The 19,180-nt window shown below is 72.9% G+C and carries 16 protein-coding genes; 9 read left to right on the top strand and 7 right to left on the bottom strand.

Annotation, left to right across the window (positions count from 1 at the left end):
* Positions 1-35: 35 nt before the first annotated feature.
* On the bottom strand, positions 36-395 hold the full coding sequence (gene ndhC, locus ACSJJR_RS06575) for an NADH-quinone oxidoreductase subunit A (RefSeq protein ID WP_435942779.1): 360 nt from the start codon (positions 393-395) through the stop codon (positions 36-38).
* A gap of 499 nt (positions 396-894) precedes the next feature.
* On the opposite strand from ndhC, the gene ACSJJR_RS06570 reads away from it, so the two are divergent.
* Both ACSJJR_RS06570 and ACSJJR_RS06565 read left to right on the top strand, forming a co-directional pair.
* Complete coding sequence (locus tag ACSJJR_RS06570) at positions 895-1,593, top strand: demethylmenaquinone methyltransferase (RefSeq protein WP_435942778.1); 699 nt, start codon at positions 895-897, stop codon at positions 1,591-1,593.
* Between the two features lie 3 nt (positions 1,594-1,596).
* Positions 1,597-3,045 (top strand): isochorismate synthase, encoded by a 1,449-nt coding sequence (locus ACSJJR_RS06565; RefSeq protein WP_435942777.1) that lies wholly within the window; start codon positions 1,597-1,599, stop codon positions 3,043-3,045.
* A gap of 15 nt (positions 3,046-3,060) precedes the next feature.
* Here ACSJJR_RS06565 and ACSJJR_RS06560 read toward each other — a convergent pair whose 3' ends face one another.
* From ACSJJR_RS06560 to argF, 4 genes are all read right to left on the bottom strand, one after another.
* Complete coding sequence (locus tag ACSJJR_RS06560) at positions 3,061-4,389, bottom strand: S1C family serine protease (protein ID WP_435942776.1); 1,329 nt, start codon at positions 4,387-4,389, stop codon at positions 3,061-3,063.
* 312 nt (positions 4,390-4,701) lie between these two features.
* Positions 4,702-6,489 (bottom strand): 2-succinyl-5-enolpyruvyl-6-hydroxy-3-cyclohexene-1-carboxylic-acid synthase, encoded by a 1,788-nt coding sequence (gene menD, locus ACSJJR_RS06555; protein ID WP_435942775.1) that lies wholly within the window; start codon positions 6,487-6,489, stop codon positions 4,702-4,704.
* The gene (locus ACSJJR_RS06550; RefSeq protein ID WP_435942774.1) at positions 6,486-7,568 is read right to left on the bottom strand and encodes an o-succinylbenzoate synthase; all 1,083 of its coding nucleotides are present in this window, start codon (positions 7,566-7,568) and stop codon (positions 6,486-6,488) included. The genes menD and ACSJJR_RS06550 overlap by 4 nt, the downstream gene beginning before the upstream one ends.
* Positions 7,569-7,778: 210 nt before the next feature.
* Complete coding sequence (argF, locus tag ACSJJR_RS06545; protein WP_435942773.1) at positions 7,779-8,810, bottom strand: ornithine carbamoyltransferase; 1,032 nt, start codon at positions 8,808-8,810, stop codon at positions 7,779-7,781.
* Positions 8,811-8,931: 121 nt separating this feature from the next.
* Between argF and ACSJJR_RS06540 the strand changes: the two genes are divergently transcribed.
* From ACSJJR_RS06540 to ACSJJR_RS06525, 4 genes are all read left to right on the top strand, one after another.
* A complete protein-coding gene (locus ACSJJR_RS06540) occupies positions 8,932-10,248 on the top strand; it encodes an ROK family protein (RefSeq protein WP_435942772.1) in 1,317 nt (438 codons plus the stop codon).
* A 94-nt stretch (positions 10,249-10,342) separates the two neighbouring features.
* Positions 10,343-11,782 carry a phosphoglucomutase/phosphomannomutase family protein gene (locus ACSJJR_RS06535; protein ID WP_435942771.1) on the top strand — a complete coding sequence of 480 codons (1,440 nt, stop codon included), beginning with the start codon at positions 10,343-10,345 and terminating at the stop codon, positions 11,780-11,782.
* A 4-nt stretch (positions 11,783-11,786) separates the two neighbouring features.
* Positions 11,787-12,614 carry a nucleotidyltransferase family protein gene (locus ACSJJR_RS06530; RefSeq protein ID WP_435942770.1) on the top strand — a complete coding sequence of 276 codons (828 nt, stop codon included), beginning with the start codon at positions 11,787-11,789 and terminating at the stop codon, positions 12,612-12,614.
* Positions 12,611-13,858, top strand: coding sequence for a galactokinase family protein (locus tag ACSJJR_RS06525; protein ID WP_435942769.1), 1,248 nt, complete (start codon positions 12,611-12,613; stop codon positions 13,856-13,858). Before ACSJJR_RS06530 ends, ACSJJR_RS06525 begins: the two co-directional genes overlap by 4 nt.
* Before the next feature lie 2 nt (positions 13,859-13,860).
* On the opposite strand, the gene ACSJJR_RS06520 is transcribed toward ACSJJR_RS06525, so the two are convergent.
* Together ACSJJR_RS06520 and ACSJJR_RS06515 are read right to left on the bottom strand one after the other, a co-directional pair.
* A complete protein-coding gene (locus tag ACSJJR_RS06520) occupies positions 13,861-14,763 on the bottom strand; it encodes a DUF3800 domain-containing protein (protein ID WP_435942768.1) in 903 nt (300 codons plus the stop codon).
* A 273-nt stretch (positions 14,764-15,036) separates the two neighbouring features.
* Positions 15,037-16,377 (bottom strand): arginine deiminase family protein, encoded by a 1,341-nt coding sequence (locus ACSJJR_RS06515; RefSeq protein WP_435942767.1) that lies wholly within the window; start codon positions 16,375-16,377, stop codon positions 15,037-15,039.
* A gap of 48 nt (positions 16,378-16,425) precedes the next feature.
* On the opposite strand from ACSJJR_RS06515, the gene ACSJJR_RS06510 reads away from it, so the two are divergent.
* The 3 genes from ACSJJR_RS06510 (at position 16,426) to ACSJJR_RS06500 (ending at position 19,174) form a co-directional block, all read left to right on the top strand.
* Positions 16,426-17,481, top strand: coding sequence for a 1,4-dihydroxy-2-naphthoyl-CoA synthase (locus tag ACSJJR_RS06510; RefSeq protein ID WP_435942766.1), 1,056 nt, complete (start codon positions 16,426-16,428; stop codon positions 17,479-17,481).
* A gap of 155 nt (positions 17,482-17,636) precedes the next feature.
* Positions 17,637-18,248 (top strand): YagU family protein, encoded by a 612-nt coding sequence (locus ACSJJR_RS06505; RefSeq protein WP_435942765.1) that lies wholly within the window; start codon positions 17,637-17,639, stop codon positions 18,246-18,248.
* 32 nt (positions 18,249-18,280) lie between these two features.
* Positions 18,281-19,174, top strand: coding sequence for a CPBP family intramembrane glutamic endopeptidase (locus ACSJJR_RS06500; protein ID WP_435942764.1), 894 nt, complete (start codon positions 18,281-18,283; stop codon positions 19,172-19,174).
* Positions 19,175-19,180: the final 6 nt, after the last annotated feature.

Genomic DNA, 19,180 nt, shown 5'->3' with positions numbered 1-19,180 from the left:
GTGGGGTGCGGCGTCGGGCGGTGCGGGCGGTCGGGTCAGTCCCAGTCGAGGCCGCCGCGGCGCCACTCCAGGACGTAGGGCACCGTGATGAGGGCGATGAAGAGGAGGGCCGCGAGCATGCCGAAGACGCGCAGCCCGGCGAAGGCGGTCGCCCAGGGGTAGAGGAAGACGACCTCGACGTCGAAGATGATGAAGGTCATGCCCACGAGGTAGAAGCCGACGGGGAAGCGCCCGTGCTCGGTGTTGGCGGGCGTGGGGTCGATGCCGCACTCGTAGTTGGCGGTCTTGACCCGGTTGCGCCTGTTGGGGCTGACGACGGCGCTCAGCGCGAGGCCGCCGACGGCGACGACGACGGCGACCGCCGCCATGATGAGCAGGGAGACGTAGGGGTTCATGCTTGCGGCACCGTCCTTGTCAGGCCCCCGCGGTTGGCGGCTCCGGCCCGTGGGCGGTGGCAGCGGACGCTTGCGCTCACGGGCCTGTGCACCTCCTCAGGGAAACAGTGTTCGTCGCGGGGTCATCGACGCGCCCCGGGCAGAGGGCGCCTGCGGCGAATGTACCGAGACGGGAACAGGGCTCGTGCCGGGGCAAGCGGACCGCGACATTCCGCTGTGTTCCCGCGCTCTGGGGGCGGACGGGGGCTCTCGTGGCGCAGGCGAGCCGTCCCGATTTAGGTGTTGCGGCCCTCACGAATTTCACGATCCGAACCGGGACCTGGGTCCCGCGCGCCCTGGCGGGGTGGGCCTGACGGCCCCGGGAGCGGGCGCCGGGCCCCTGCTCGGGCAGGCCGGTGCACCCGCCCGGCGTCCGGCACGCGCGTGCGCGACCCCGACACCTCCCCGTGCCCGCTGCAGGCCCGGACGCCGCTGGCACCACGTCCGGCATGATGGGCTCATGAGCCGAGCCACCCTTGCCAAGGACCCCCGTGAGGTCGCCAGCATGTTCGACACCGTCGCGCGCCGCTACGACCTCACCAACGACGTCATGAGCCTGTGGCAGGTGCGCATGTGGCGCCGCGCGACCCGTGCGGCCGTCGCGGCCAGGCCCGGCACGCGCGTGCTCGACCTCGCCGCCGGAACCGGTGCCTCGAGCGTCGGGTACGCCGACGACGGCGCGGAGGTCATCGCCTGCGACTTCTCCAGCGGGATGGTCGCCGAGGGACAGGCCCGCCACCCCGAGATCCACTTCGTCGCCGGGGACGCCATGGCGCTGCCCTTCGCGGACGCCTCCTTCGACGTCGTCACCATCTCCTACGGGCTGCGCAACGTCCAGGACACGCTCGCCGCCCTGTCCGAGATGAGGCGGGTGACGCGCCCCGGCGGCCGCGTCGTCATCGCGGAGTTCTCCACCCCCGTGCGCCGGCCCCTGCGCGAGGCGTACCGCTTCTACCTGGACAGCGTCCTGCCGGCCGCGGGACGCGTGCTGACGCCGAACGCGGAGGCCTACTCCTACCTGGGTGAGTCCATCCTCGCCTGGCCGGACCAGCAGTCCCTGGCCGCGCTCATGCAGCAGGCCGGCTGGCGCGAGGTCGCCTACCAGAACCTCTCCGGCGGCATCGTGGCCGTCCACCGCGCCACACGGCCGGCCGCCTGAGCCGTGGCGGCCCCCACCCCGGCGGACGCCGTGCCCCTTGTGGTCGGGGCCGCCGCCGCGCGCGCACGTCCCGCCCGCCTGGTCCTTAGCACCGACCGGCTCGGCCCCGCCCAGGTCCGCGCCCTCGGCCTCGACGCACCGGGCGGGCTCATGCGTCTGCTCGCCGGGCGCGGTGACGCGCTGTCCTGGGTGCGCCACGGGCTCGGCCTCGTGGGCTGGGGGCGCCTGCTCGAGATCGAGGCACGGGGCACGGCGCGTGTGGAGGAGCTGCGCGCCGCCTGGCGCGAGGTCGTCTACGCCTCCTGGTGGCGCGACCCCCTGGTGCGTCCGGGCACCGGTCCCGTCGCCCTGGGCACGATCACCTTCTCGGCACGCTCGGCGCAGCGCTCGGTGCTGCTCGTGCCGAAGGTGCTCATCGGGCTCGACGACGAGGGCGCCTGGGTGACGACGGCGGCGCTGAGCGGCCAGGAGCCCGCCTCACCCGACGAGGTCGTGGCCGAGGTCCTGGCCCGGCAGGAGCGCAGCGGGCCAGCCCGGCCAGGTCCCGCCCCGGCCGGGCGCACCGGTGGGGTGCCCTCAGGGCACGGAGCCGGCGCCCCCGCCACTGGCGCCGCCGTGACGGCCGCCTCGCGCACAGAGCCCGAGTACCTCGAGGGGCTGCGCGCCGTGCAGGAGCGCATGCGCGCTGGCGAGGCGGACAAGGTGGTCATCGCCCGTGACGTGCTCGCCACGCCGGCCCGGCACCTGCCCACCGGCGACATCCTGGCCCGCCTCGCCCACGACTACCCCTCCTGCTGGACCTTCAGCGTTGACGGGATGGTCGGGGCGAGCCCCGAGCTGCTGGTGCGGCTGCGCCAGCGCCGTCTGGAGAGCCGGGTCCTGGCGGGCACGGCCCGCCGTCGGCCGGGCACCGGGCACCAGCGTCAGGAGGAGGCTGCGCGCCTGGCGGCCTGGCTCAAGGCGGACAGCAAGAACAACCGGGAGCACGCCCTGGCGCGCGCCTCGGCCATCGAGGCGCTGGAGCCGCTGTGCTCGGTGGTCGAGGCCCCCGAGCGCTTCGTCCTCACCCTGCCCAACGTGCTGCACCTCGCCAGCGACATCTGCGGCGTCGTGGCCGGGGACACGGGGGCCCTGTCCCTTGTGGGGGCGCTGCACCCGACGGCGGCCGTGGGCGGCACCCCCACCCCCGCCGCGGTGGCTCTCATCGACGAGCTCGAGGGCATGGACCGGGGCCGCTACGCGGGGCCCGTCGGCTGGGTCGATTGGCACGGCGAGGGCGAGTGGTGCATCGCGCTGCGCTCGGCCGAGCTCAGTGGCCAGGGGGCCGGGCCCGGCGCGCCGGCGCGCGTCTTCGGCGGGGGCGGCATCATGCCGGACTCCGACCCCGCCGACGAGCTCGCCGAGACCCGGGCCAAGATGCGCCCGGTGCTGTGCGCCCTCGGCCTCGGCTGAGCCCGGTGCCCCGGCTCAGGAGTCCCGTCGCTCAGCGAGGGTGGCGGTCAGCTCCAGGGTCTGACCGCTGCGCACCACCGTGAGCGTGACCTCCTGGCCCGCCGAGAACTGGCGCACGAAGCCGGTCAGTGCCGCCGACTGGCTCGTCGCCTTGCCGTTGACCGCCGTGATGACGTCGCCCTCCTCGACGCCGGCCCGGTCCGCCGGCGAGCCGGACTCGACCGCGCCCACGAGCGCTCCCGCGTAGGTCGCGGTGTCCGTGCGGGCCTCACCGTTGGTGATGGACACGCCCAGGAAGGCGTGGGTGGCCGTCCCGGTCTCGATGAGCTGGTCCGCGACCTTGGTCGCCAGCATCGAGGGGATGGCGAAGCCGATGCCGATGGAGCCCGAGTCGCCGGAGGAGCCCATCGAGGCGATCGAGCTCGTGATGCCGATGACGGAGCCGGACTCGTCGAACAGCGGCCCGCCGGAGTTGCCGGGGTTGACGGCCGCGTCTATCTGGATGGCGTTGGTGACCACCTGCGAGGAGACCTCGTCCTGCTGCCGTGAGGTGACGACAGGACGGTTGAGGGCGGAGACGATGCCCGTCGTCACGGTGGAGGACAGCCCCAGGGGGTTGCCGATCGCCATGACGTCCTGTCCGGTGACGACGGCGTCCGAGTCGCCGAAGCGGGCCACCGTGAGGTCGCCGGGGGCGTTGACGAGCTGGATGACCGCCAGGTCGGTGGCCGCGTCGGAGCCCGTGAGCTCGGCGTCATAGATCCGCCCGTCGGCGAGGGTCGCCTGGATCCGGGTGGCGCCGGCGACCACGTGGTGGTTGGTGAGGATGTGCCCCGCGGCGTCGTAGACGACCCCAGAGCCGACGGAGGTTCCCGAGGGTGTCGCGACCGTGATCGACACGACGGAGTTGGCGACCGCCTGGGTGACGGTCTCCCAGTCGGGTGAGGTGCCGGACGGGGCGACGACCTGCGTGGTCCCGCCGGTGGGCTGGGCGGAGGCGGTGCTGACGGCGGTCGTGCCCGCCTGGGCGTCGTCGAGGTGGTGCAGTGCCGCGACGGTGCCGCCGCAGGCGAGCATCGCCGTCACGAGGCTGGTGGCGATGACGCCGCTCCAGCCGGGTCCGCGGCGCTGCCCGGAGCCGGACGGCTGGGTCCCGTCGGAGGCCGGGCCGGTCGCGGTCTGAGGGGCGGCCCAGCCTGGGCGGGCGGAGAAGGGGTCCGGGGCTAAGGAGGCGGCCGGTGCGCGGTCGAAGGAGTAACCGGCCGGCGCCTGAGGAACCGAGGCGTAGCGGCTCGTGGCGGCGCCGGACGAGTGGGGGGAGCCCGCACCGGTGTACGGGCTCATCGGCGTCCCGGCTGCTGCGGCGGCCCAGGTCCCGGCACCTGTCTCGGTCCCGGTTCCCGCCGCCCCGGCGCCTGACGCGCTACCAGCTCCCGGCGCGCTCCCGGCTCCCGCCGTCTGCGGGTCCCCGGAGCCCGCGGCCCAGACCCGCTCCTGTCCGTCGCTCCACTCGTCCCTTGTGCTCATCTCGTCCTCCCCGGGCGCGTGGCCCTTGTTGACAGCCTGCGTGGCAAACGACTGAAGACAACTCCTGACGTCTGAACTCTCGCCGACCTCGACCTGGAACCTTCCTGTGAGCGGGCGAGGGCGCCCCTCTCACAGCCGCAGGTGGACGACGCTGAGCCCCTTGACCGGGCGCGCCAGCAGCTCCTCGAGCTCCCCCAGCCCTCCCGGCCGGCTCACCTGGGCGCCGAGAGCGGCCGCGAGGGCGGCGACGTCGGTGGCCTGCGGCGTGGTGAGGAAGCGCTCCACGACCTCCGGCTCCAGCGCACCGGGGTACTCCAGGGTGGAGAAGATCGCTCCTCCCCGGTCGTCGAGGACGACGACCTGGAGGTCGGGCTCGCTCTCCAGCCTCCCGCGGCTCAGGCTCATGGCGTCGTGGAGGAAGGTGAGGTCCCCGACCACGGCCCGCACCGGGTCCCCCGTGGCCAGGTGCAGCCCCACAGCGGTGGCCAGCGTGCCGTCGATGCCCGCCAGGCCGCGGTTGGCCACCGGTGCCGGGGCCGGGCCCTCGGCGGGACGGGCGAGGCGGTCGAGGTGGCGCACGGCCATGGAGGAGCCGATGACGAGGCGCGGGGCGCCGGGCCGCAGCCCGGCCTCCCACACGGCGAGGGCGCCCGAGGCGCTCGTGAGGGCACCCGGCTCGACGGCGGCCGGGAGCGCGGCGACGGCGTCGTGCCACTGCCCGGCCCACCCGGCGGGGGCGGGGCGCAGGGCCAGGGCGTGGGCCAGGCGCGCCGCACCGACGTCCCCCCCGGCCGGGACCGGGGTGACCCGGGTGGCGGCGCCGGCGACGTCGGTCCACCGCGGGGTGGAGGCGAGCACCTCGACGGGGACGTCGGTGCGTGCCAGCAGGGCGCTGACGGGGCGGGTGAGGGAGGGGTGGCCGAGGACGAGGACGTGCTCGGCCAGGGCGGCGAGCCGTTGGCCCGCCGGGGTGGACAGGAGCTCGGCGTAGCGGGTGAGGGCGAGGCGGCCGCCGCGGGCACCCGAGGTGGGCTCGGCGAGCAGGGGCCAGCCCAGGTGCTCGGCGAGGTCCCGGGCCAGGGCGCCGACGCCGTGCGGGCTGTCCCCCGCGACGACGAGGCCGCGCTCGGCGGCCCCCTGCGGGGCGAGGGGCCGCCCGGTGGGCGCGGCGGTCGGCAGGTCGGTGCCCTCATGAGGGGCGCGGGCAGCAGGCACCGGGTCCCCGTCCGCGGTCTCGAGCCCCAGGACCGCACCGGCAACGGGCACGAGGGGAGGGCGCAGACGGACATTGATCTGGGCCGGACCGGGGTCGTGGCTCAGGCCGCCACGGGCGGCCTCGACGGCGCGGCGCACCTGGCCCTCGATCGCCGTCGTCCCCCGGCCCTCCCCCAGGTCAGCCGTGACGTCGGCGGGCAGGTCCACCACGAGACGCACCCCCGGCTCGAGCAGGCGCGTCTGCTCCGTGGTCTGGGAGGCTCCCGTGCCGACGAGCTCGTGGGGGCGGTCGGCGCTCACGACGAGCAGAGGGACCCCGGCGGCGTCGGCCTCGAGGACCGCAGGGTGCAGGTTGGCCACGGCCGTGCCTGAGGTGGTGACGACGGCGGCCGGCTCACGGCGGCCCTCGAGGAGCGCGGCGCGGCACATCCCCAGGGCGACGAAGCCGGCGCTGCGCTCGTCCAGGACGACTCGCAGCCGCAGCAGCCCCTGGGCCTGGGCGGCGGCCAGGACGGGCACGAAGGGGGCCGAGCGTGAGCCCGGGCAGAGCACGACGTCGCGCACGCCCGCGCGCACGAGCGCTCCCGTCACCGCGCGGGCGGCGAGGACGGAGGGGCTCTGCGCGGGCGAGCCGACACGGGCCGTCCCCCCCACCACGTCGGTGCTCTGGACCGCCCTGGCCCGGGCGCCCCCGGTGCTCACAGGGGCACTCCCCCGACGGCCTCGGCACCGGCGGCCTCCCGCTCACGGCGGGCCCGCAGCGCCCCGAGCACGTGGCCCAGGCGGGTGTGCCAACGGGCGGTGAGCCCGGCGTCGGCACGCGCGGCGGCGAGCATCGTCTGTGACACGTGCGGGGTCCTCACCGGCAGCCGTCCGCCCAGGGGCACGGCGCTGGGCACCGCGACGTCCGCACCTAGCAGGCTGACCGTGCCCAGGCCACAGGCGTGGATGAGGTCGGCGAGAGCGGCCGCGAGCGCGCTGCCGGCACCGATGCCCACGCTCGTGTCCAGCGCGGAGGACACGACGGCGGGCAGGGCCAGGCGCTCAGCGAGTGCCAGGGCCCGGCGCACGCCGCCCAGCGGGGCGGCCTTGAGGACGACGACGTCGGCGGCGCCCAGGCGGCGCACGGCGAGGGGGTCGTGTGACAGGCGCACGGACTCGTCGGCGGCCAGGGGCACGTTCACGGCCTCGCGCAGGGCCGCGAGGTCCTCGACGCGGGCGCAGGGCTGCTCGGCGTACTCGAGCCCGCCGGCCGCCTCGTCCATCAGGGGCAGGACCCGCCGGGCGGTGGCGAGGTCCCAGGCGCCGTTGACGTCAATGCGCACCCGACCGTCGGGGCCGAGGGCATCGCGCACGGCGCCCAGGCGCAGGAGGTCGGCGGTGAGTGTGGCCTCTGAGCCGGCAACCTTGACCTTGGCGGTGGTGGCGCCGGAGATGGTGACGAGGGCGTGGGCGCGGTCCTCGCTGACCTCGGGGACGGTGACGTTGACGTCCACGCTCGTGCGGTGGGACGGCAGGTCGGCGTAGCCGGTCACCGCCTGCTCGAGGGCGCTGGCGAGCCAGGGTGCGCAGGCGTCAGCGCCGTAGTCCCAGAAGGGGGCGACCTCGCCCCAGCCGGCGCGCCCGTGCAGGAGGACGCCGTCGCGCCGGGTCAGGCCGCGAAAGCGTGTGCGCAGGGGTAGGTCCCACACGACGGCCCGGTCGATGCCGTCGAGCAGGCCGGTGCGGTCCTGCTCGCGCAGGGCGGCGAGGTCGATCTCGCCTGCGACTGAGGGGGTCATGGTCGCAGGATACGGCCGCGGGCGCTGGCGTCCCGGCACGTGGCCGCGTCGATCGTGTCAGTGACGCGACGGCGCCGTGCCCGGTGGCAGGCGTGAGGGCCCAGGAGATGGCCCCCACGCACCGGCACAGGGGTGGTCCACGGGCGCGGAGGGCAAGCCGGCGGGCGCCCGGCCCCCAGGCGGCGGGCTGGGCGCCCGCCGCCTGGGGGCTCAGTCGCCCAGTGTCGCCACCATGACGGCCTTGATGGTGTGCATCCGGTTCTCGGCCTGGTCGAAGACGATGGAGGCCTCGGACTCGAAGACCTCCTCGGTGACCTCAAGGCCGTCCATGCCGGTGGCCTGGTAGATCTCCTCGCCGATGGCGGTCTCGCGGTTGTGGTAGGCGGGCAGGCAGTGCATGAGCTTGGCCTGCTCACCGGCGACGGCCATGAGGTCGGCGTTGACCTGGTAGGGGCGCAGCATGGCGATGCGCTCGTCCCACACCTCCTTGGGCTCGCCCATGGAGACCCAGATGTCCGTGTGGACGAAGTCAACGCCGGTCACGCCCTCCTCGACGGACTCGGTGAGGGTGACACGCGCACCCGTCGAGGCGGCCACGCGGCGGGCCTGGGCCACGCAGTCCTCGTCAGGCCACAGCGCCTTGGGGGCGACGATACGCACGTCCGCACCGATCATCGCGCCGGCCACGAGCAGGGAGCGGCCCATGTTGAAGCGGGCGTCACCGACGTAGGCGTAGGAGATCTCCTGCGGGGCCTTGCCCGCGTGCTCGATCATCGTCAGGCAGTCGCACAGCATCTGTGTGGGGTGCCAGTCGTCGGTGAGGCCGTTCCACACGGGCACACCGGAGAGCGTGGCGAGCTGGACGACCTTGGCCTGCTCGTCACCGCGGTACTCGATGGCGTCGAACATGCGGCCCAGGACTCGGGCGGTGTCGGCGACGGACTCCTTGTGGCCCATCTGGGAGCCCGAGGGGTCGAGGTAGGTGACGTGGGCGCCCTGGTCGTGGGCGCCCACCTCGAAGGAGCAGCGGGTGCGGGTCGAGGTCTTCTCGAACAGCAGGGCGATGTTGCGCCCCCGCAGGCTGCGGGTCTCGCGCCCCTCCTTCTTCGCTGCCTTGAGCTCGGCCGCGAGCTCAATGAGGGTCATCCACTCGGCTGGGGTGAAGTCCAGCTCGCGCAGGAAGCTGCGTCCCTTGAGGCCGGCCAGGAGGGTGGCGTCGGGGGCGGGCAGGGTGTAGGTCATGGGTGGTCCTCTCGTCGGTGTGCCGCCGCCCAGTATCGCCCACGCCCGCCACTCGGCCCGCGGGCGGCCCGCAGGCACTATGGTGTCCGCGTCGGGCGAAGGGAGGCAGGACGTGGCAGGAGTGGTCCCGCCCAGCACGGACCTGTCCAGTGCCTCCCTCCTGGCCGCCACGCGTCCGGCCGGCCCCAGGGCCCACACGGACGTGCGCGTGTCCAACCTGTCCCTCATCCTGCGCAGCCTGAGGCACAAGCCGCTCTCGCGCACGGCGCTGTCCCAGCACACCGGTCTGTCCAAGGCGACGGTCTCCACGCTGGTGGGTGACCTCACGGGACTCGGGCTGGTCACCGAGGGCAGGACGGCGGCCTCCGGTGCCGTGGGACGGCCCAGCACCTCGCTGCACGTGGCCGCCGGCGCGGTCGCCGGCGTCGGCCTGGAGATCAGCCCCGACTGCCTGCTGCTGACGACGACCGACCTCACCGGCCAGGTGCTGGCCCAGCGCTCCAAGCCTGTCCAGGACCCCAGCCGCGACCCGGAGGCGGTGATCGCACGGATCGGGGTCGTGCTGGCCGAGGAGCTCGTGCGGCTGGCCTCCGCCGGGACCGTGGTGCCCGCCGTCGTCCTGGCACAGCCGGGCCTGCTGGACTACGGCACGGGACGTGTCCACTACTCCGCGACCTTCGGCTGGCACGACGTCGACCTGGCCGCCGGGGTGAGCCGGGCGGTCAGCCTGTCGCTGACGGAGGCCGGCTGCGCGCAGATCCCGGTGCCGCCGGTCCTCATCGAGCACGACGCCCGGCTGGCGGCGCTGGCTGTCCACGACGCCTTCCCGCAGGTGCGCAACCTCCTGTACCTGTCGAGTGGGCAGGGCATCGGCGCGGGCATCGTCGCTGACGGTCACGTGCTGCACGGGTGGCTGGGCTACACGGGCGAGGTGGGGCACATGCCGGTGGAGCCGGACGGGCAGTGGTGCCGGTGCGGGCGGCGCGGCTGCTGGGAGACGCTCATCGGCTTCGAGTCCGTGGTGGCGGTGTACCCCGAGGACGACCCGGTGCGTGACGCCTCCCAGCCCGTGGGTGAGCGCACGGCGCTGCTGCGCGAGCGCTTCGAGCAGGGGGACCCGGTGCTTGAGCGGCGGCTGGAGCAGGCGCAGACGAGCCTGGAGCGGGGCCTGTCGGTGCTCGTGGACGTGCTCAACCCGGAGGTCATCGTGCTGTCGGGCTGGCTGCCGGTCTTCGCGGACGTGCTGCTGGCCCCGACGGCGGCGGCCCTGGAGGCGCGGCGCCTGGACGTGCGCTCGCTCGTGAGGCTTGAGGTCTCGGCCCTGGGCCAGTGGGCGCCGTCGTGGGGAGCGGCACGGGTGGCGCTGGAGACGGTGCTCGAGGACCCGACGTCGATGGACGGGCTGCGGGCACTGGCGTGTCGCGGGTACGTCCGGTAGTTTGTTCGAAGTCCGAAGTATTCGGGGCGGGGACGCCCGACCACGACGGCGCTCAACGACGAGAACCGCACGAGCCTGCGAGAAAGACACTCCCATGATCAAGTTCGGCACCGGCGGCTGGCGAGCCGTCATCGGCGACGAGTTCACCAAGGCCAACGTGCGCCTGCTCGTGCAGGGCCTCGCCGACCGCGTCAACGAGGAGGCCGCCTCACGCCCCGACGGCCAGCCCGGGCGGGTGGTCATCGGCTACGACAGGCGCTTCCTGTCAGACACCGCCGCCTGGTGGGCGGTCGAGGTCCTCGTCGCCAACGGCGTGCCCGTGACCATCATCGACCGCCCCTGCCCCACGCCCACCACCATGTGGACCGTGCGCAACCTCGACGCCGCCTACGGGATCGCCGTCACCGCCTCCCACAACCCCGCTGTCTACAACGGCATCAAGATCTTCCTGCCCGGCGGGCGCGACGCCGACGTCGAGGTCACCGACGAGCTCACCTCCCACATCAGCACCCTCACCGAGGCCGACGTCCGCTCCGTCGAGCCCCATGTGGCGCGCACGAGCGGGCTCGTCACCATCCAGAAGTCCCTCAACTGGTACCTCGATGCCATCATCGACAAGCTCGACATCGAGACGATCCGCCACGCGCACATGCACATCGTCCTGGACCCCATGTTCGGCGTGTCCGAGACGAGCCTGCAGACCATCCTCCTGACCGCCCGCTGCCAGGTCGACGTCATCCACGACCGTCACGACCCCCTCTTCGGCGGCCGTATGCCCTCCCCCACCGAGGGCACCGTCACCGCCCTGCGCCACGCCGTCCTCGACTCCGGCGCGGACCTGGGCATCGCCACCGACGGCGACGCCGACCGCCTGGGCATCATCGACGACACGGGCCACTACCTCACCCCCAACCAGGTCCTCGTCCTGCTCTACGACTACCTGCTCACCCGCAAGGGCTGGTCCGGGCCGGCCGTGCGCAACATGTCCACCACGCACCTGCTGGACCGCGTCGCCGAGGCCCACGGCCAGGTCTGCTACGAGGTGCCCGTGGGCTTCAAGTGGATCAGCGCCAAGATGGCTGCCACCGACGCCGTCATCGGCGGGGAGTCCTCCGGCGGCCTCACCGTGCGCGGCCACATCCCCGGCAAGGACGGCGTCTACGCCGGCAGCCTGCTGGTCGAGGCCGTCGCCGCCTCCGGCAAGAAGCTCTCCGAGCTCTACGCCGACCTCGTCGAGCGCTACGGCGAGCTCGTCATGGTCGAGGCCGCCTACGGATTCACCACCGAGCGCCGCAGCGAGCTCACCGCACGGGTCTTCCAGGCCCACGACCTGCCGGACTTCGCCGCCCTGGGCCACGAGACCGCCAAGGTCACCTGGGACGACGGCTGCAAGGTGTACTTCACCAACGGCGGCTGGACCACCATCCGCTTCTCCGGCACCGAGCCGCTGCTGCGCGTCTTCAGCGAGATGCCCACCCATGACGAGGCGCAGGCCGTCGTCGAGGCCGTCGCCACCTACTACGCACTGGACTGAGGACATGACCGAGAACACCGCAGCGGCCCCCGGCCGCACCCGCACGGCCCTGGTCCTGGCCCGGGGGCTGGGCACGCGCATGCGCGCCGCCTGCGGCGCCTCGCACATGACGGCCGCCCAGGCCGCGGCCGCCGCCTGCGGTTACAAGGCCCTCATGCCCATCGGAGGGCACCGCCTCATCGACTACTGCCTCAGCGCCCTGGCCGACGCCGGCATCGAGCGCGTCGTCCTCGTCGTCGGCCCCGAGCACGCGGACTTCACCGCCCACATCAACTCGCTCGGCCTGAGCCGCCTGCGTGTTGAGCTCGCCGTCCAGGTCGAGCCCCGGGGCACGGCCGACGCCGTCCTGTCCGCCGCCGAGGTCATCGGTGACGAGCCCTTCCTCATGGTCAACGGGGACAACTACTACCCCGTCGAGGGCATGCGCGAGCTCGCCGAGCGCGGCGGCAACGCGCTGCTGGGCTTTGACCGGGCAGCCCTCGTGGCCGGCTCCAACATCCCCGCTGAGCGCGTGGCCGCCTTCGCCCTGGTCGAGGCCCGCGACGGCGTGCTCACCGGCATCATCGAGAAGCCCGCCCCCGAGGTGGTCGAGGCCGCCGGCGCGCACGCCCTGGTGTCGATGAACTGCTTCGGCTTCACTGCCGAGATCTTCGAGGCCTGCCGCTCGATCGGCCCCTCGGCGCGCGGAGAGTACGAGATCGTCGATGCCGTGCGCGCCCTGAGCGGCCCGGTCGCCGTCGTCACCACCCAGGCGCCGGTCCTGGACCTGTCGCGCCGTGAGGACGTCGCCGACGTCGAGGCCCGCCTGGCCGGGACGGCGGTCGCGCTGTGAGCGCACCCGTCACCTGGCGCGTGCCGGGACGCATCGAGGTCCTGGGCAAGCACACGGACTACGCCGGCGGGCGTGTGCTCGTGGGCGCCGTGGACCGGGGTGTCACGGCCACCGCCGAGGTGGTGGACGGCCCCGCCGGGTCCCTGACGGCGACGACGACGGCGGGCGGCGAACCGGTCACCCTCGTCGCCGGCACCGACCCCGCTCTGCCCAGCGGCCACTGGGGACGCTACCTGCAGACGGTCCTCGACCGCCTCGCGCAGAACTTCGCGGCCCTGTCCACGCCGGTGGCCGCGCGCCTGACCATCACCTCCGACCTGCCGCCGGCCTCCGGGATGAGCTCGTCCTCGGCCCTCGTGTGCGCCAGCGCCCTGGCCCTGGCGGACCTCAACGGCTGGAGTGCCAGCGACCTGTGGGCGCGCAACGTGCCGGACCGTCTGGCGACGGCCGGCTACCTCGCCGGCGTCGAGGCCGGCCGCCCGTGGCGCGAGCTGCTGGGCGCTGAGGGCGTGGGCACGCAGGGCGGCAGCGAGGACCACACGGGCATGCTCTGCGGCGCCCCGGACACGCTGCTCCTGGCCCGCTTCGCCCCGATGGAGGTCCTGACAACCGTCCCCTTCCCGCAGGACTGGGCCTTCGTCGTCGGCGTCAGCGGCGTGGCGGCGGAGAAGACGGGGGCCGCCCTGGAGGACTACAACCGGGGGCCGCTCACGCTGCGCGGGGTGCTGGCCCGCTGGAACGAGGCGACCGGCCGCTCGGACGAGCTCCTGGCGCAGGCGGTGGCCTGCCTCATCGGTGAGGCGACGGGTGCCGAGGCGGCCGCGGACCCGGCGCTCGAGCCGCTGCTGTCACTGGCTGAGCCCGGTTATGAGCGCCGCCGCGTCGAGCAGCTCCTCCAGGAGTCCCTGGTGCTCGTGCCGGCGGGCGCGGCCGCCATCGCGGCCGGCGACACGGCGGTGGGCGAGGTGCTCGAGCACTCGCACGCGCTGGCGGGATCGCACCTGCTCAACCAGGTGCCCGAGACGGAGGCGCTCGTGTCCCTGGCCCGTGAGATGGGGGCGCTGGGCGCCTCGGCCTTCGGGGCCGGCTGGGGCGGCTCGGTGTACTCCATCGTGCCGCGTGCAGACGCCGAGGCCTTCGCCGCCCAGTGGCTCGAGCGCTACCGAGCCGCCTTCCCGGAGGTGGGGCCTCGGGCCTCGGGCCTCGTCACCCGCCCGGGGCCCAGCGCCGAGCGCCTGTCCTGAGCTCAGTGCCTGGGGCTCTCGGCGATACCGCGCATCTTGCGCGCAACATCCGGGTCGATCGAGAGCCCCACGCATTGGCCCTTCGGCGTCGGGAACAGACGACGACGTCGCTCGAAAAGCTCGGAGTGGAGGATGTCGTCCACGGCCCGCTCGTGGAGGTGCACCTTCGACTCGTAGGTGAACGAGCCTCTGAGCTCTCCCAACAGATCCGTCTCGACGACCCACCGGTGCCGTGATGTCCTCACGAGCTGGTAGTCGACCGCGCGGCTCACACAGGCCGCTACCCAGTCTGCGAACTGGATACTGGAGCTCAGTACGGAGTCGATGTGCATCGGGGGCTCGACGATGCGACGCATCTCAGGATGCCGGCTCGCCCGGCCGAGGATGTGGCTGTACATTTTCGGAAGACGGTCTGATCGGGTCTTCTCGTTGATCTGGTCAATCATGATGAGGATGTTCTCGTTACGCCCGTTGGCGTGGCGGGCGAGACGGTTGAGGCACTCCTCCATCGCCTGCGTCTCACGCGCCTCGGGATCCAGCCGGGTCTGCTTGGGCGTCCCCAGTGGCTTCTCATCGACGTAGTAGAACAGACTCCCCTTCTCGTTGCGCAGGTGCCTCACGAGGGCGTTGAAGACCCTCAGCTGCTGCGGGTAGCGTTCGGGGGTTGTCGGCCGGAACACTTGCGCCCCTTTGATCTCCCACCGACCCGGATGCTCAGCGTCCGCCAGATCAGGCGCGAACAGGATTCGCTTCTCATGAGTGAATCGAGCGCCGAAGTCACGCGCCGCTGCCTCCGGGACGACGAAGCCGGCGTAACCGAAGGCAGCACTGGTGTTGAACCTGTTGTGCTCGGGAGAGACGAACGCCCCCGGCTCACCAACCTCGTCGATGTATGCCAGCAGCACGGATCTCCTCGCGTGATCTCACACGAAGGAACCCCGCACCGGGTGCGGGGCTCCTACGAATCGGCGCTCGGGGCACTGTCTCATCCCTAGCTACCGGACGACACCCTAACGGGCGAGGGTCCCGCAGGCAACCGAGCGGCGAGACTCGTTGGGCGGGCCCCGCCCAACTCATCACTTCGCGCTCGAAAGTACGGCGTATCACCGTACGCTCGCGCGCAAACCGATGAGTTGGGCGCGGGCGGGGACGGGGCGCGGGGCGGGAGCCGGGGCGGTTCAGGCCGCGTCGCGGGTGACGGGGCAGGTCATGCAGTGCGCCCCGCCGCGCCCGCGCACGAGCTCGACGCCCGGCGTCTCCAGGACCTCGACGCCAGCGCGCCGCAGGGCGTCGTTGGCGGCCTGGTTGTGGGCGTAGCCGATGACGCGCCCGGGGGCGAGGGCGACGACGTTGCACGAGTCGCGCGACAGCTCGCGCAGCGCCTCCGCCTCATCTGACATGTCGGGGCTGATGACGCGGAAGGAGTCGATGCCGGCCGCGCGGGCGAGCACCCGGTCCATGTCGGTGCCGTCGTGGACGGTGACCCGCAGAGCCGGGCCCTTCGTCGAGCCGTGGTCCGCGCCGGGCTCGATCTCGACGGTGGTGACGTCGGTGAAGCCGGAGAAGCGCAGGTACGTGTCCGGCGAGACCATCGTCATGAGGGTGTCCAGGTGCATGACGGCGTCGAGCTCGGTGTAGAAGGCGCGGTCGGGCATGTGGATGCCGATGACCCGGTCGGCCACGCCGTCGTCGAAGAGCCGGGTGGCGAGCCGCTCGACCCCCGCGGCCGAGGAGCGGTGCGTCAGCCCCATGACGAGAGTTCGGTTGCCCAGCACCTGGAAGTCGCCGCCCTCGACGGTGGCCGACGACGCCGCGTGCTCCTCGGTCCACAGGCGCACGCGTCCGGCGAAGGCCGGGTGGTAGCGGTAGACCGCCTCGTAGTTGACGGCCTCGCGGCGCCGGGGCGCCAGCGCCATCGTGTTGACGCTCACCCCTCCGTACAGCCAGGAGGAGGTGTCGCGGGTGAACAGGTGGTTGGGCAGGGGGGTGACGACGAACTGCCCCTCCAGGGTGGACAGGAAGGTCGTGGAGAACAGCGTGGCGGCGTCCGACGGCGTCAGCCGCTCGCGCAGCTCGGCGCGGGTGATGCCCGCGAGCATGACCTCGGCCAGGTCGGCGTCGGGCAGGGACTGGAAGTAGTCGGTAAGGACCTCGGAGGTGGACACGCCCACCGCCTGCGGCCCGACGGTCTCGGACAGGACGAGCGCACGCGCCTCGGGCACCGCCAGGGCCTCGGTGAGCAGGTCACGGAAGTCGTGGACGATGACGCCCTCGGCTCGCAGGATCGCGGTGAAGGCGTCGTGCTCTGCCTGGGCGCGGGCGATGTTGAGGGCGTCGTCGAACAGCAGGGAGTTGGCGTTGATCGGGGTGATGCGAGCGATCTCGCTGCCCGGGCGGTGGACGATGACCTCGCGCAGGCGCCCGGTCTCCGAGGCGACGAGACCGCCTCCGGCCTCCGCGGCGATGACCGCGCGGGCGGCAGGGTCCGGGGCGGTGGAGATGGGCGTCGTGAGCGTCATGGCCTCAGGCTACCGGCGCCCGGCACGAGGCGCCCCTACCCTGGGCGCATGAGCGCCCCTCGTCCCGCCGCCTCCCACCACCCGCTGCCCGAGCGCGTCTCGCAGGTCTTCGACCCCACCCGCTGGCGGGAGGTCGAGGGCTTCGCCAACCGCTCCACCGTTCCGGGCGGCCTGAGCGACGTCACCTACCACCGTGGCTGCCATCGCGACGCCGACGGCACGTGGCTGCGCGACCTGCCGGTCGTGCGGGTCGCCTTCGACCGGCCCGAGCTGCGCAACGCCTTCCGTCCCCACACCGTGGACGAGCTCTACCGGGTGCTCGACCACGCGCGCATGAGCGGGGACGTCGGGGCTGTCATCCTCACCGGCAACGGCCCCTCCCCCAAGGACGGCGGCTGGGGCTTCTGCTCCGGCGGCGACCAGCGCATCCGCGGGCGCGACGGCTACCACTACGAGACGGTCGAGGCCGGCAGCCCGGCGGACCGAGCACAAGCCGCTGCCCACGACGCTGAGGTCTCGGCCCGCCAGGCGCGCGTGGACGCCGCCCGGGCAGGGCGCCTGCACGTCCTCGAGGTCCAGCGGCTCATCCGCACCATGCCCAAGGTCGTCATCGCCGCCGTCAGCGGGTGGGCGGCCGGCGGCGGGCACTCCCTCAACGTCGTGTGCGACCTGTCGCTCGCCTCGATCGAGCACGCGCGTTTCAAGCAGACGGACGCCAACGTCGGCTCCTTCGACGCCGGCTACGGATCCGCCCTGCTGGCCCGTCAGGCGGGCGACAAACGCGCCCGGGAGATCTTCTTCCTCGCGCGCACCTACGACGCCGCACAGGCCGAGCGCTGGGGCGTGGTCAACGAGGCCGTGCCGCACGCCGAGCTGGAGGAGCGGGCCCTGGAGTACGCCGCCGCCGTCACCGCGAAGTCCCCGCAGGCGATCCGCATGCTCAAGCTCGCCTTCAACCTGGCCGACGACGGCCTGGCAGGCCAGCAGGTCTTCGCCGGGGAGGCCACGCGCCTGGCCTACATGACCGATGAGGCCGTTGAGGGCCGCGACGCCTTCCTCCAGCGCCGCGAGCCGGACTGGTCGCCGTACCCCTACTACTTCTGAGGCGGTCGGCCCACCCGGTATGACGCACGTTTGACCTACGTCATGGCAACGGTGCTTGGACCACTTGTCATTTCATGAAAGGGTTCACAGGACGGTCGGCACCCCAGGCCGCCCGCTCCACCGGCACCCGAGCCGGTCCCCTACCGGAGGTTCCCATGCCCACCTGGCTCACCACACTCCTCGGCTCCACCGACCCGTCGCGACGTCGCCTCAAGGCGGCCGTCATCGTCGGCGTCATCGGTGGCTTCTTCTCCGCCATCGTCAAGTTCGGCTGGGAGGTCCCCTTCCCGCCGCGCACGCCCGAGCGTCAGATCACCAACCCGCCTCAGGCCATGCTCGAGTGGTTCGGCATGAGCTACGACCAGTCGCACGCCACGGTGTCCTTCTCCAACACCGAGCTGCCGATCATGTCCTTCATCGTCCACTTCAGCTTCGCGATCGTCTTCGCCCTCATCTACTGCGTCGCTGCTGAGTACTTCCCGCGGGTCAAGATGTGGCAGGGCGCCGTCTTCGGCATCCTCGTCTACGTCTTCGCGCACGTCATCGTCATGCCGCTGCTGGGCTGGGCGCCGAACCCCTTCCCCTGGGCCGACGTCGCCCTCGAGGGGGTCAACCAGTACGGGCCGCAGACCTGGTCCGAGCACTTCTCTGAGCTCTGGGGCCACATCGTGTGGCTGTGGTCCATTGAGATCGTGCGTCGCGACATCCGCAACCGCATCACCCACGAGCCCGACGCCGAGGTCCCCCTCGCCGAGGCCACCCGCTGAGCGCGCCGCTGCCCGTTTGGTAGTTTTCTCCCATGCTCCCCACGAGCTCCCCGGCCGCTCCCAGCCCTCTGACCGAGACCCTCGCCAAGATCCCCACCGGTCGTGCCGTCTGGGCGATCGTCCTAGGCATCATGTCCTTCTTCGTCGCACAGGTCCTCGTCATGGTGCCGCTGACGCCGGTGCTGGCGACCAACGAGTACCTCGGTCTCCTGCTCGCCACGATCCTGTACAACGTCCTCGTCATCGCCAGCGTGTGGGCGATCATCCGCTTCCTGCTCAAGGGGAGCCCACGCACCTACGGGCTCGGCGGGCCGGTGCTCACCCCGTTGTGGGCCGTCGCCGCCTTCGTCGTCCCCCTGGCGTGCATCGGCCTCATCACCCTGGTGACCCCCGGGAGCTGGCAGGCTCCCGGCACCAGCTGGGAGCCGGTGGACACCGTCGTCGGCCTCATCATCTACGTGGGCATGTTCGGCTCGATCGTCGAGGAGGTCGTGTTCCACGGCCTCATGTACCCCCTGATGAAGAAGTGGCTGTCGCCCTGGTGGTCGGCCGTCGTCACCGGCGTCGTCTTCGCGGTGGCGCACATGACCAACGGCGGCTGGACGCCGCTGAGCGCCGCCTGCTTCATGTTCACGGCCACAGCCATCGCGGTCTACTTCGCCTACGTCGTGGAGCAGTCCGGCTCCGTGTGGAGCGCCGCCTGGGGGCACGTCGTGTGGAACCTCGTCCTCAACGTCACCAGCATCGCGGCCGCCCCCTCCGACAGGGCGCTGCTCAACTACGTCGTCACCGACGACAACCCCCTGCTCACCGGCGGTGACGGCGGCTTCGGCGACTCGCTCATCAGCGCCGTCGTGGTCCTGGCCTGCGCCGGCCTGGTCATGTGGCGGGGGCGCCGCCGCGAGGACCGGGTTCCTGCCGTCTGAGCGCCG

The sequence above is a fragment of the Actinomyces sp. W5033 genome (assembly GCF_051303165.1).
This window is presented reverse-complemented; position numbering and strand designations above follow the sequence as displayed.